14 protein-coding genes and 1 tRNA gene are annotated in these 11923 nt (G+C 67.3%); 14 read left to right on the top strand and 1 reads right to left on the bottom strand.

Annotated elements, in window-relative coordinates; genetic code table 11:
* Positions 1-87 precede the first annotated feature (87 nt).
* The 3 genes from E3O42_RS15640 to E3O42_RS15650 are packed head-to-tail and all read left to right on the top strand — an operon-like array spanning position 88 to position 3467.
* Positions 88-1137: a permease gene (locus E3O42_RS15640; protein WP_134454829.1), complete on the top strand. Its 1050-nt coding sequence runs from the start codon at positions 88-90 to the stop codon at positions 1135-1137.
* Positions 1127-1966, top strand: a complete 840-nt coding sequence (locus E3O42_RS15645) for a TIGR03943 family putative permease subunit (RefSeq protein ID WP_134454830.1) — start codon at positions 1127-1129, stop codon at positions 1964-1966. Before E3O42_RS15640 ends, E3O42_RS15645 begins: the two co-directional genes overlap by 11 nt.
* The gene (locus tag E3O42_RS15650) at positions 1956-3467 is read left to right on the top strand and encodes a hypothetical protein (protein WP_134454831.1); all 1512 of its coding nucleotides are present in this window, start codon (positions 1956-1958) and stop codon (positions 3465-3467) included. Before E3O42_RS15645 ends, E3O42_RS15650 begins: the two co-directional genes overlap by 11 nt.
* A 6-nt stretch (positions 3468-3473) precedes the next feature.
* Here E3O42_RS15650 and E3O42_RS15655 read toward each other — a convergent pair whose 3' ends face one another.
* The gene (locus E3O42_RS15655; protein ID WP_134454832.1) at positions 3474-3737 is read right to left on the bottom strand and encodes a DUF4031 domain-containing protein; all 264 of its coding nucleotides are present in this window, start codon (positions 3735-3737) and stop codon (positions 3474-3476) included.
* A gap of 261 nt (positions 3738-3998) precedes the next feature.
* Between E3O42_RS15655 and rplU the strand changes: the two genes are divergently transcribed.
* The 11 genes from rplU to E3O42_RS15710 all read left to right on the top strand — a co-directional run bounded on the left by rplU (position 3999) and on the right by E3O42_RS15710 (position 11773).
* On the top strand, positions 3999-4307 hold the full coding sequence (gene rplU, locus E3O42_RS15660; RefSeq protein WP_066595881.1) for a 50S ribosomal protein L21: 309 nt from the start codon (positions 3999-4001) through the stop codon (positions 4305-4307).
* An 18-nt stretch (positions 4308-4325) separates the two neighbouring features.
* On the top strand, positions 4326-4583 hold the full coding sequence (gene rpmA, locus E3O42_RS15665; protein ID WP_066595878.1) for a 50S ribosomal protein L27: 258 nt from the start codon (positions 4326-4328) through the stop codon (positions 4581-4583).
* Positions 4584-4667: 84 nt separating this feature from the next.
* Complete coding sequence (gene obgE / locus E3O42_RS15670; RefSeq protein ID WP_134454833.1) at positions 4668-6251, top strand: GTPase ObgE; 1584 nt, start codon at positions 4668-4670, stop codon at positions 6249-6251.
* Entirely contained in the window at positions 6248-7054 is an 807-nt protein-coding gene (gene proB / locus E3O42_RS15675) for a glutamate 5-kinase (protein WP_134454834.1), read from the top strand. Before obgE ends, proB (E3O42_RS15675) begins: the two co-directional genes overlap by 4 nt.
* Before the next feature lie 52 nt (positions 7055-7106).
* The gene (proB, locus tag E3O42_RS15680; protein WP_134454835.1) at positions 7107-7916 is read left to right on the top strand and encodes a glutamate 5-kinase; all 810 of its coding nucleotides are present in this window, start codon (positions 7107-7109) and stop codon (positions 7914-7916) included.
* Between the two features lie 4 nt (positions 7917-7920).
* Positions 7921-9234: a glutamate-5-semialdehyde dehydrogenase gene (locus tag E3O42_RS15685; RefSeq protein WP_134454836.1), complete on the top strand. Its 1314-nt coding sequence runs from the start codon at positions 7921-7923 to the stop codon at positions 9232-9234.
* Positions 9235-9340: 106 nt separating this feature from the next.
* Positions 9341-9547, top strand: a complete 207-nt coding sequence (locus E3O42_RS15690; protein ID WP_134454837.1) for a hypothetical protein — start codon at positions 9341-9343, stop codon at positions 9545-9547.
* Positions 9498-10154: a nicotinate-nucleotide adenylyltransferase gene (nadD, locus tag E3O42_RS15695; protein WP_420897889.1), complete on the top strand. Its 657-nt coding sequence runs from the start codon at positions 9498-9500 to the stop codon at positions 10152-10154. The genes E3O42_RS15690 and nadD overlap by 50 nt, the downstream gene beginning before the upstream one ends.
* A complete protein-coding gene (locus tag E3O42_RS15700; RefSeq protein ID WP_134454839.1) occupies positions 10151-11128 on the top strand; it encodes a hypothetical protein in 978 nt (325 codons plus the stop codon). Before nadD ends, E3O42_RS15700 begins: the two co-directional genes overlap by 4 nt.
* Before the next feature lie 40 nt (positions 11129-11168).
* Complete coding sequence (gene rsfS, locus E3O42_RS15705) at positions 11169-11624, top strand: ribosome silencing factor (RefSeq protein WP_134454840.1); 456 nt, start codon at positions 11169-11171, stop codon at positions 11622-11624.
* Positions 11625-11697: 73 nt separating this feature from the next.
* Positions 11698-11773, top strand: a tRNA-Ala gene (locus tag E3O42_RS15710).
* Positions 11774-11923: the final 150 nt, after the last annotated feature.

An 11923-nucleotide genomic window follows, 5' to 3' on the forward strand; every position in this document is an offset into this window, starting at 1 on the left:
GGGCGGCACCGCTGTTCTCGTCTGGGCCTCTCGTCTGGGCCTTCGGGCTTGACCGGGCTGGTCGCTGCACGCCGGTAAGATCGACGGATGCGCAGGGATAGGGGGTCGGTGAGGCGCGCGCCCACCGGACTCATCCTCGGTGTTGCGCTGGTGGCCGCCGCGTTCGCGATCCGCGCCGCCAGCCCGGCGTTCGCCGGCTGGGGCGTCCCGGACCGCGCCCAGGACACCATCACCCTCGCCTTGAGCGTGATCATCGAATCCGCGCCATTCGTGTTCCTCGGCATCCTGCTGTCCACGGTGGTCCAGGTCTGGCTGCCGCACGGCTTCATCACCCGGTTCCTTCCCCGCCAACCCCTGCTTCGCCGGGCCTGCATCTCGCTGCTGGGCATGTTCTTCCCGGTCTGCGAATGCGGCAACGTGCCGCTGGCCCGCGGGTTCATGGTGGGCGGCTTCACGGTGCCGGAATCGATCACCTTCCTGCTCGCGGCCCCCATCCTGAACCCGATCACCATCATCACCACCCACCAGGCCTTCGGCTGGGGAGATGGGATCCTTCTCACCCGCATCGTTGCCGGATTCGTGATCGCGAACGTGATCGGCTGGCTCTTCAGCCGCCACCCGAACCCGGACAGCCTCCTCACGCGCACCTTCTCGGCTTCCTGCGCCGTGCCGGGCGTCTCCGGGCACGACAATGATCAGCATGAGGGACACAGCCACCCGCCCGGTGCCCGTCCGGGCCGCATCGAGCGTTCGGTGGACCTATTCACCCGCGAGACCGCGGTGATCATGCCCGCCCTGTTTCTCGGATCGCTGATCGCGGCGCTCACCCAGGTCTTCGTGCCGCGGTCGGTGCTGCTGGCGCTGGGCAGCAACCCGGTCTGGTCGGTGCTGGCCATGATGGCCCTGGCCTTCATCGTCGCGGTCTGCTCCAATGTCGACGCCTTCTTCGTGCTGTCGTTCGGCAGCACCTTCATGCCGGGCGGTATCGCCTCCTTCCTCACCTTCGGAGCCATGATCGACGTCAAGATGCTCGCGCTGATGCGCACCACCTTCACCACCCGCACCCTCGTGCAGATCACCGCCCTGGTGGCCCTGATGAGCGCGGCCGCTGGCCTGCTGGTGAACTATGTCGCCTAGAGCCGTATCGCGTGGCACCACCCCACGTAAGACGCCGCGCACCGACGGGCTTTCCCGCTACCTCGCCGAGCGTTGGCGCGGCATCGGACTGAGCCTGGTAGTCGTGGTGGCCACCCTCTGGCTCGGCGCCACCGGGCAGCTCGGGTTGTACATCCACCCGCGTTACTTCATCTTCACGACGGTGATGGCCGGGCTCGGACTCGTCTTCGTCGTCGCGAGTTTCGCGTTTCGCACCCGGCCGGCCGACGAGTCCCGGCCGGCCGGCCGTCCGACCGGCGACCGCACGACCGCCGGGCGCCGGGCCCTCGCGCTCGGCGGAAGCGCCGCGCTGCTCACCTTCGCCGCCGTCGCGGTTCTGGGCCTGCCGCCGGCCACCCTGACCAGCGCCACAGCCATCCAACGCGAGGTCAACTCCGGCGGGCTGGACAGCGAGGCAGCCGCCGAGGAGGCGGCCGACCTGGTGGGCACCGGCGATTACGACCGCCTGAGCGTGAAGGAATGGGTGTCGCTCCTGGCCCAGTCCGAGGACCCCGCCCTCTACGCGGACAAGACGGCCAGCATCACCGGCTTTGTGCTGCCGGACGCCGCAGACCCCGACAACGTCTTTTACGTGGCCAGGTTCGTGGTCACCTGCTGCGCCGTGGACGCCCAGCCCATCGGAGTGGCCGTGTACCAGCCGGGCTGGCAGGCCAGCTACGACACCGACGACTGGGTACAGGTGAGCGGCACGTTCATGAGCAACCCGAGCTCCCGATCCGCCGACAGCCTCGCCGTGCTGCCCACTACCATCGAGCCCGTCGACCAGCCGAGCGACCCATATGTCTACTGAGCTGGGATCTTCAGGCCCGACGACACCCGAGCCGGCACCCGCAGCCGCGACCCGGCGGTTCCGCCGTACCCTCGCGGTCCTGCTCACCGGCCTGACCGTGCTGTGCCTGGCGCTCGTGGCTGTCAACGTGTTCAACGGGCCCCGTCTGACCGGTTCACACGTGGACGCGAGCGCGGTCGTCACGGCGGCCAACCAGCGGCTGGTGCTCGACACGAACCAGCAGCTCGCCGACGTCGGCGCGGACCAGGTCACCGTCAGTCCCGCCGTCGTGGTGGACGTGCAGACCAGGAACGACTCCATCGTGATCGTCTTTCCCCAGCCGCTCGCCTACGACACCGAGTACACGGTGGCGGTGATCGACGTCACCGGCCCGTTCGCGGACAGGTCGAGCGACCTGGCCGTCACCTTCCACACCGACGAAGCACCGTTCTACCTGCTCAGCCGGTCCCCGGCCCAGCCCGGTGAGTCGACCAAGGCGCCGGACCGGATTGTGCGCACAACCGTGGGATCGGCCGAGACCAGCGTCGCGTTCAGCGCCCCGTACATCCAGTCGTTCGTTCCCGTTGGTGAGGAACTCGTGGTGGTCGCCCTCGCCGACGACCTCAGCAACACGCTCAGCCTGGTGGACCGCGACGGCCGCGCCGCGGAACTCACCCTGCCCGGCACGGGGACGGTGCACGATCTGCAGGCCTCCTCGTCCTCGAGCACCGTCGGCTTCCGCTTCAGCAGCGCCCCTGGGGCGGCCGGGCACGTCTACGACAACACCCTGTTCCTGCTCGACCTCACCCGCGGCACCGTCGATACGGTGGCCGGTCTCGATGGCGAGCCCGTGCAGGCCATCGCCTGGGGTTTCATGGCCAACCGTGCCGAGGTCGTGGCGCAACTCTTCGACACCACCCTGCTCCTGATCGACCCCCGCGTGGACGGCGTAGCCGTGCCCGATGACACCGTGCCCGATGACACCGTGCCCGATGACGCGGTGCCCGATGACGCCGTGCCCATCCCGATCGGCCAGTTCCCCAACCTCAACGCGTTCGCCCCCGACGGGTTGCGCATTGCCGTGTCCGATCAGGACAACCAGTACATCCTCGACCTTTCCACGGGTGCCGAAGCGGCGATCGTGAGGGATGTCGCCGGCACCACGCCATACACCGCTGAACTGCGCTTCCTCACCGGGGGAGAGGGGTACGTGCAGAGGGTCGCCGAATTCGACCAGGCGACCGGGCGGGTGCGGCAAACGCTCATCCTCGTCACGGGCGACCCGGCCGCCCCGACGACCCGACCGGTCTACGAACCGGTGCTGCCGAACGAGACCATCGTGGGATTCACCATCTCACCCAACGACCAGTACCTGGCGATCCAGACCGTGCCGAACGGTCAAACCCAGGTGACGGATGGCTACCCCGTCGACCCGCAGGCAACCACGGCGACGACACTCTTCGTGGAGCTCGCGACCGGGGCCATCAGCCGGAGCATCGTGGGCATCGACGCTACCTGGTGAGGAACGTCAGCGGTCCTTGCCGCGGACGCGCAGCCCGCTCGCCCGCAGCCGGGTGACCAGTCCGCGGAAGTCGACGGGCTCCGCTCCGGCCGCCACCAGGGCGTCGTAGCGTTCCAGGGGCACGTCGTAGTGGTCCAGATCGAATCCGCGCCGGGGGATGCCCTGGGCGGCCGCGAAGGCGTGCAACTCCTCGAGCGAGGAGTCGCTGACCAGGTGCGACCAGAGCGTGCCGTGCGCCGGCCAGGCCGGCTGGTCGATCAGTATGCCCATGCTGAAAGTGTATGGACAATCCCGGCCCTCAGCGTGGACCTCGGCGGCACCCTCGAACCGAAGGCGCGACACGCCCTCTCGAGATGGTTTGACCGGGGCAATCCGATCCGCTAAAGTCGAGTGTTGGTGTGCGAAGGACTCTGTCCACGTAGCGCCCAAGGTTTTCTGAAGTGACATGGTCCGACTTGGTTCATGTGCACTCGGTAACTTTCCATCATAGGAATCGGAGCCCCCGGGGTTCCCCAGAGATAGGTACGTAAAGTGGTTTACGCAGTTGTGCGCGCCGGTGGGCGGCAGGAGAAGGTAGAGGTCGGGACCATCGTAACGATGGACCGAATCAAGGCTGACAAGGACGGCAACGTCGAGCTGGCCGCCGTGCTTCTCGTCGACGGCGACAAGATCACCTCTGACTCGACGTCGCTGGCCAACGTCAAGGTCACCGCCGAGGTCCTCAACGACCTTCGCGGCCCGAAGATCGTCATCCAGAAGTTCAAGAACAAGACCGGTTACAAGAAGCGTCAGGGGCACCGTCAGGAGCTCACTCGCGTTCAGGTCACCGGCATCGCCTAGGCCCGAGGAGAATAACAAATGGCACACAAAAAAGGTGCGAGTTCCACTCGCAACGGTCGTGACTCCAACGCACAGCGCCTCGGCGTGAAGCGCTTCGGTGGTCAGGTTGTCGGCGCGGGCGAGATCATCGTCCGTCAGCGTGGCACCCACTTCCACCCCGGCGTGAACGTCGGCCGTGGCGGCGACGACACTCTCTTCGCCCTCGAAGCCGGCTCGGTCGAGTTCGGTGCCAAGGGTGGCCGTAAGGTCGTCAACATCGTGGTGGCTGCCGCTTAGGCATCCACACAGCTTTTCAGCATGAGGGCGGGCTTCGGCTCGTCCTCATGTTTGTTTGTATCGCCACCTGAAAGGGGCATTCCCATGGCCACGTTCGTTGACCAAGTCACGCTGCACCTGCGAGCGGGCAACGGAGGAAACGGTTGTGTCTCGGTCAAACGCGAGAAGTTCAAGCCTCTCGCCGGCCCCGATGGCGGAAACGGCGGCAACGGTGGCGACATCGTGCTCGTGGCCGACCCGCAGGTGACGACACTGCTCGCGTTCCACCGTTCACCGCACCGCAGCTCCGCGAACGGCGGCCCCGGCATGGGTGACCACCGCAATGGGTACGGCAGCGACATCATCGAGCTGTCGGTGCCGCTGGGCACCGTTGTCAAGGACGCAGAGGGCAACGAGCTCGCCGACATGACGGAGCCCGGCTACCGCATCGTCGTCGCCGCGGGCGGCCAGGGCGGCCTCGGCAACGCCGCGCTCGCCTCCACCAAGCGCAAGGCCCCGGGATTCGCGCTGCTCGGCACCTACGGCTTCGAGGGCGATGTCTACCTCGAACTGAAGACCGTGGCGGATATCGCGCTCGTCGGATACCCCTCGGCCGGCAAGTCCAGCCTGATCGCCGCCATCTCGGCGGCCCGGCCCAAGATCGCCGACTACCCCTTCACCACTCTGCAGCCCAACCTCGGCGTCGTGGATGCCGGTGAGGTGCGCTACACCGTCGCCGACGTGCCCGGCCTCATCGAGGGCGCCAGCGAGGGTAAGGGACTCGGCCTCGAATTCCTGCGCCACGTCGAGCGCTGCACCGCACTGCTTCACGTGCTCGACTGCGCCACCCTCGACCCCGGCCGCGACCCGATCAGCGACCTCGACATCATCCTCGGCGAACTCGCCGCGTACCCGGTGCCCGAGGGCCAGACGCCCCTGCTCGAGCGTCCCCAGCTAATCGCGCTGAACAAGATCGACGTTCCGGAGGGCCGCGAGCTCGCCGCCTTCGTGAAGGCCGAGCTCGAGGAGCGCGGCTACCGTGTCTTCGAGATCTCCACGGTCAGCCACGAGGGACTTCGCCAGCTGAACTTCGCCCTGGCCGAGACCGTCGAAGCCGGCCGGATCACCAGCGCCGAAGCCGCGGCGCTTAAGCCGCGCATCGTCATCCGCCCCAAGCCCGTCGACGACAGCGGCTTCATCGTGCGCGTCGAAGGTGGCTCGTTCGGCAACATCTTCCGCATCCTCGGCGCCAAGCCCGAACGCTGGGTGCAGCAGACCGACTTCAAGAACGACGAGGCCGTCGGCTTCCTCGCCGACAGGCTGGCCAAGCTCGGGACAGAGGACGAACTGTTCAAGGCCGGCGCGGTCGCCGGTTCGACCGTCGTCATCGGCCCGGGCGACGGCATGATCTTTGACTGGGAGCCCACCCTCACCTCTACCGCCGAGCTGATCACCGCCCCTCGTGGCACGGACAGCCGTATGGACGACTCCAAGCGCCGCACCAGCAACGAGCGTCGCGAGGAATACCTCAAGCGCATGGACGCCAAGTCCGCCGCGCGCGCCGAGCTCATCCGTGAGCGCGAGGCCGGCATGTGGTCCACCGGCGAAGAGGAGTACAACGCCGGCGAAGGCGTAGTCACCGAGAACAACGCCGCACGCCGGCGACTCAAGGAGGGAGACTCCGAATGAGCTCCCACGAGCGGGCCCGGATCCCCACAGCGCGGCGAGTCGTTGTGAAGGTCGGGTCGTCATCGATTACGGGTGACAACGTCGATCAGATCGGCCCGCTGATTGAGACGCTGGCGAAGCTACATGACCGCGGCGCCGAAGTCGTCCTGGTATCCTCCGGCGCGGTCCCCAGCGGGATGCGTCACCTGGGCATGGAGGACCGACCGACGGATCTGGCCACCAAGCAGGCCGCGGCATCCGTCGGGCAGAATGTGCTCGCTGCCATCTATCAGAAGACTCTCGACCGGCATGGCATCTCCGCCGGACAGGTGCTGCTCACTGAGGGAGATCTCCTCAACGAGCCGCACCGCAGCAACACACGCCGGGCGGTGAACCGTCTCCTCGACCTGCGCATCCTGCCGATCGTGAACGAGAACGACACCGTGGCCACCTACGGCCTGAGGTTCGGCGACAACGACCGGCTCGCGGCGATGCTGTCCGTACTGATCCGGGCCGACCTGCTGGTGTTGCTGAGCGACGTTGATGCCCTGTACACCAAGCCGCCGCACCTGCCGGGTGCCGAGCGGATCGACGACATCGGCTTCGACCAGGACCTCGTCGGCATGGAGTTCGGCGGAAGCAACGGGCCAGGCGTCGGCACCGGTGGAGCGAGCACCAAGGTCACGGCGGCCCGCCTGGCGGCGTCCGCAGGAACCGCCGTGCTCGTCACCGCTGCCGGATTGGCGGGGCCCGCCCTCCGCGGCGAACACGTCGGCACCTGGTTCGAACCCGCGCCGATGGCACCGGGACGGGCGCTGCTGTGACCCGGCCAGCCGTCGCCGCAGCCGGGCTGAGTATGCCTTGGTGCGTGTGTGAATGAGCGTCCTGACCAGGGACGGGGTGTCCGGTGCCCCACGCATCGTGGTAAAGGTGGGCTCCTCCTCGATTAGCGGCGCCAACGCCGGCCAGATACCGCGGTTGGTCGATGCCCTCGCGGGCGCCCACGGCCGTGGCACCGAGGTGGTCCTGGTGTCCTCCGGAGCCATCGCCACCGGGATGCCGTACCTGCAGCTCGACGAGCGTCCCACCGATCTGGCCACCCAGCAGGCCGCGGCCTCCGTGGGTCAGAATCTGCTCGTGTTTCGCTACCAGGAGAGCCTGGACCGTTACGACATCGTCGCCGGGCAGGTTCTGCTGACCGCGGGGGACCTGGAGAATCCTTCCCACCGAAGCAATGCCCGACGGGCAATGGACCGTCTCCTGGGGCTGCGTATCCTGCCGATCGTCAACGAGAACGACACCGTCGCCACTCACGAGATCCGGTTCGGTGACAACGACAGGCTCGCCGCCCTCGTCGCCACCCTTGTCAGGGCCGACCTGCTCGTGCTGCTCAGCGACGTGGATGCGCTCTACACCCGGCCTCCACACCTGCCCGGCGCCGAACGGATCGAGCGTGTTGCCCTCGGCGACACCCTTCCCGGCGTCGTATTCGGCTCCTCCCGGTCCGGGGTGGGAACGGGCGGCGCCGGCACCAAGGTGTCCGCCGCCCGGATCGCCGCTGAGGCCGGAACCGCGGTCCTGGTGACGTCGACGGCGCTGGTCGCCGAGGCCCTCCGCGGCGACCGGATCGGCACCTGGTTCGAGCCCGCCGACCCGGCAAGCGTGCGGCGGCCTGCCTTAGGCTGAGGGCATGTCGCAGTCCCCTCCAGCCTCCGTCCTGCCCGGTTCCGCTCCCGACGCCGCCGGCGTCCCGTTCGACGGCTCCTTCACGGCCCTGCTCGACGCGGGCCGTGCGGCCTCCCTCGCGCTGGCGTCCGCGCCGACGCAGGTGAAGAACCAAGCGCTCCGCGGAGTCGCCGTGGCGTTGCGCGAGAACGTGGCGGAGATCGTCGCCGCCAATGCCCTCGACCTGGCCGCCGGAGCCCGGAACGGCCTCACCGCCGGCCTTCTCGACCGGCTGAGCCTGGACGATGCGCGCATCCGGTCTCTGGCCGACGCTGTCGACGAGATAGAAGCGCTGACCGACCCGGTCGGCCAGGTCGTGCGCGGCAGCAGCCTGGCCAACGGCGTCAAGATCAGCCAGGTTCGCGTACCGTTCGGCGTCGTCGGGGTCATCTACGAGGCACGTCCGAACGTGACCGTGGACATCGCCGCGCTGGCACTCAAGAGCGGGAATGCCGCCGTACTGCGAGGCGGCTCCGCCGCCGAGAACTCGAACCGGGTGCTCGTCGCCCTGATCCAGGGGGCCCTGGTCGCCGCCGGCCTGCCGGGGGAGTCCGTGCAGACCATCGACCCGTTCGGACGGGCCGGGGCGACGGCGCTGATGCAGGCCCGCGGCCAGGTCGACGTGCTGATCCCGCGCGGCAGCGCCGGGCTGATCCAGGCCGTCGTTTCCGAGTCGACGGTGCCCGTGATCGAAACCGGGGCCGGTGTCGTGCACATCTTCCTGGACGCCTCCGCCAACGAGCAGTGGTCAGCGGACATCGTGCATAACGCCAAGGTGCAACGGCCCAGCGTCTGCAACGCCGTAGAGACCGTCCTCGTGCATGAGCAGGCCGCCAGCCGGGTGCTGCCCGGGGTGCTGGCGAAGCTCGCCGGCGCGGGCGTCACCATCCACGGCGATGCCGCGGTCCGAGCTCTGTACCCGGCGGCCGTTCCCGCGACCGACGAGGACTGGGCAACCGAATACATGAGCCTGGACGTGTCTGTCGCCGTGGTGGCCGACCTCGACGCCGCGATCGCCCATATCCGTCGGTATTCGACCGGGCACACCGAATCGATCATCACCAACGACATCGTCAACGCGGAGCGCTTCCTCAACGAGGTCGACTCGGCCGCGGTGATGGTCAACGCGTCCACCCGGTTCACCGACGGCGGCGAGTTCGGGTTCGGCGCCGAGGTCGGGATCTCCACCCAGAAGCTGCACGCTCGCGGACCGATGGGCTTGCCGGAGCTCACCAGCACCAAGTGGATCGTGCGCGGCACCGGCCAGATCCGCGTCTAGGGCCGGTGCCGCTCGCCAGCGCGGGCGGATGGTCCCGCTAGACTGGTCGCGGTACCGCTGCCGCCCGCCCATGCAGCGCGAAAGAGTAATCCTGAACGGAGATTCCATGTTGTTCGTGACCGCTGTCCTTGCTGAGGTCGAGCACACTCAGCTGCCCGTCGCGACCTGGGTCTACGGCCTCGTGGCGCTCATCGTGTTCGCCGCCCTCGGGTTCGTCGTCTGGAGCTTCCGCGACGTCGCGAACCGTCACAGCGCCAAGGCCAATGCCTACGCCGCCGCCCACGGTGGCGCAGCCAGCCACGGCGGCCACTGACAATCGGCGCATTGTGACCCGGAACCGCCCGCGCATCGGAGTGATGGGCGGCACCTTTGACCCCATCCATCACGGGCACCTCGTCGCAGCGAGCGAGGTCGCCCAGAGCTTCGACCTCGACGAAGTCATCTTCGTGCCTACCGGGCAGCCGTGGCAGAAGGCTGACGTGACGCGGGCCGAACACCGTTACCTGATGACCGTCATCGCCACGGCATCCAACCCCCGCTTCACCGTCAGCCGCGTCGACGTCGACCGCACCGGGCCAACCTTCACGATCGACACCCTCCGAGACCTGCACGCCGAACGCCCGGACGCAGAGCTGTTCTTCATCACAGGCGCCGACGCGATCACCCAAATCCTGGGCTGGAAAGATGCCGCCGAACTGTGGAAACTGGCCCACTTCGTGGCTGTGAGTCGCCCGGGACACGACCTGAGCATTTCAGGATTACCTAACCAGGACGTAAGCTTGCTGGAGGTTCCGGCTCTGGCGATCTCGTCTACTGACTGCCGGGCACGCGTGAACCGGGGATTCCCGGTCTGGTACTTGGTCCCCGATGGGGTTGTCCAGTACATCTCAAAGCACCATCTGTATCGGAGTGTGGCATGACGTTGGGTAACAGCCCGCAGCCACTGACGCGACGACAGTTGCGCGAGTTGGCTCGGGAGCACGAGCCGTCGACCGGTGAGACGGATTCTGCACAGGAGACCTCCACCGGCGACATCGTCCTGCCCGCCGATGCCTCCGCGGTCGCCGACGCGCCTGCCGGTCCGGTTCAGACTGATCCGGTTCAGGCCCATCCGGTTCAGGCCCATCCTGTTCAGGCCGAGCCGCACCACTCCCGACACACCACTCCGGCCGACACCGACGCCGGTCGTACCCTCACCCGTCGCGAGCTTCGAGCCCTGCAGGCCGCGTCGTCCGCTAGTGCCGCCGAGGATGTCTCGGTCCATGAGCAGGTCGCACCTTCCCCGGTCGCTCCGTCCCCGGTGGCTTCGTCCCCGGTCTCCGCACCCCGCTCGGGCTCCGACGACGAGACGAAGCGTTCTGACGGTGCGGCCGCGGTCAACGCCCTGCACCCGCCGGTCGGTCACTGGTCGGTGGACCGTGAAGACGACAGTCACATCGAAACCATCGGGCGCCGCGATGACGCGACCTTCGACGACCTCGTGGGCCGCGGCGTCGGTGCCGGCGGAATGCCCACGACCACCAATGCACTGATCCTTCCGTCCATCCCGCGTCAGGGACCCGGCGGCCCCATCACCAGCACCGGCGAGATCATGATCACGGGTTCGATCGACCTGCCGCGAAGCCTGGGCGCCACCGGTCAGCACCCCAACCTCTTCGACTCGTCGGAGATGGACCGCATGCTCGACCAACTCGACGAGGGCGGCCACCACAACGATGTGGCACCCGTGAGCGCCAGCCGCGCCGTGAGCACCCACACCTCCACCAGGGGTGTGATGACGCCGCCTCGCAAACGCGGCGCCTCCCTGCCGACGGTTCTCGCGATCACCGCTGCGGTGCTCGCCATCGGAGTACTGTCGCTCTTTGTCCTCGGCTACGCCTTCAATATCTACTAATGCCATCCTCTTCGCTCTTACTAACTCAGGGATTCAATCGATGACCGCTTCTGCCCACGCTCTCGAGCTCCTCAAGGTGGCCGCCGCCGCCGCCGACTCGAAAGCGGGGGAGGATCTCGTTGCCATTGACGTTTCCAACCCGTTGCCGTTGGCCGACATCTTCCTCATTGTCACGGGACGCTCCGAACGCAACGTCGTCGCGATCGCCGGCGAAATCGAGGACAAGCTGATCGAAGCCGGCTACAAGCCGCTTCGCCGCGAGGGACGCGCCGAGGGGCGCTGGATCCTCGTCGACTTCGGCGACCTCGTCGTGCACGTCTTCCACGAGGAGGAGCGCGTCTACTACTCGCTCGAGCGCCTGTGGAAGGACTGCCCGGTCATCCCGATCGACCAGGCCAGCGCGCGCGCCATCGACGAGTCCGACGAGTCTTCTGCAGACCGCTCGTCCAACGGCTCGGATGTCGAATCCATCGTGGAAATTGACGCCGCGGAGTAGCGTTTGGTTCACGAGCACTCAAAACATGTAGTAACCTAATGAAGTTGTTTCGGAGGAATTCGAAACAAAGTCTGGGTCCGTGGCGCAGCTGGTAGCGCACCTGCATGGCATGCAGGGGGTCAGGGGTTCGAATCCCCTCGGATCCACCAAGCAGAAGAAAAACCCCCGATGACAGTCGTCATCGGGGGTTTTTTGCTGCCTTGCCGCTCCGGGGAGAACAACTTCGAAACATTCTCGTGGCACTATGTGCTGGATATTTTGGTTGATATTTCTAGACCGGGTTGTCGGCGGATTCCCTC

The organism is Cryobacterium adonitolivorans (genome assembly GCF_004402695.1).
GTDB lineage: Bacteria > Actinomycetota > Actinomycetes > Actinomycetales > Microbacteriaceae > Cryobacterium > Cryobacterium adonitolivorans.

Excerpts from the sequence above, each read along its gene's own strand:
- E3O42_RS15640 (WP_134454829.1), top strand. The coding sequence starts at position 88 with ATGCGCAGGGATAGGGGGTCGGTGAGGCGCGCGCCCACCGGACTCATC.
- E3O42_RS15645 (WP_134454830.1), top strand. The coding sequence starts at position 1,127 with ATGTCGCCTAGAGCCGTATCGCGTGGCACCACCCCACGTAAGACGCCG.
- E3O42_RS15650 (WP_134454831.1), top strand. The coding sequence starts at position 1,956 with ATGTCTACTGAGCTGGGATCTTCAGGCCCGACGACACCCGAGCCGGCA.
- E3O42_RS15655 (WP_134454832.1), bottom strand. The coding sequence starts at position 3,737 with ATGGGCATACTGATCGACCAGCCGGCCTGGCCGGCGCACGGCACGCTC.
- rpmA (WP_066595878.1), top strand. The coding sequence starts at position 4,326 with ATGGCACACAAAAAAGGTGCGAGTTCCACTCGCAACGGTCGTGACTCC.
- obgE (WP_134454833.1), top strand. The coding sequence starts at position 4,668 with ATGGCCACGTTCGTTGACCAAGTCACGCTGCACCTGCGAGCGGGCAAC.
- proB (WP_134454834.1), top strand. The coding sequence starts at position 6,248 with ATGAGCTCCCACGAGCGGGCCCGGATCCCCACAGCGCGGCGAGTCGTT.
- proB (WP_134454835.1), top strand. The coding sequence starts at position 7,107 with ATGAGCGTCCTGACCAGGGACGGGGTGTCCGGTGCCCCACGCATCGTG.
- E3O42_RS15685 (WP_134454836.1), top strand. The coding sequence starts at position 7,921 with ATGTCGCAGTCCCCTCCAGCCTCCGTCCTGCCCGGTTCCGCTCCCGAC.
- E3O42_RS15690 (WP_134454837.1), top strand. The coding sequence starts at position 9,341 with ATGTTGTTCGTGACCGCTGTCCTTGCTGAGGTCGAGCACACTCAGCTG.
- nadD (WP_420897889.1), top strand. The coding sequence starts at position 9,498 with ATGCCTACGCCGCCGCCCACGGTGGCGCAGCCAGCCACGGCGGCCACT.
- E3O42_RS15700 (WP_134454839.1), top strand. The coding sequence starts at position 10,151 with ATGACGTTGGGTAACAGCCCGCAGCCACTGACGCGACGACAGTTGCGC.
- rsfS (WP_134454840.1), top strand. The coding sequence starts at position 11,169 with ATGACCGCTTCTGCCCACGCTCTCGAGCTCCTCAAGGTGGCCGCCGCC.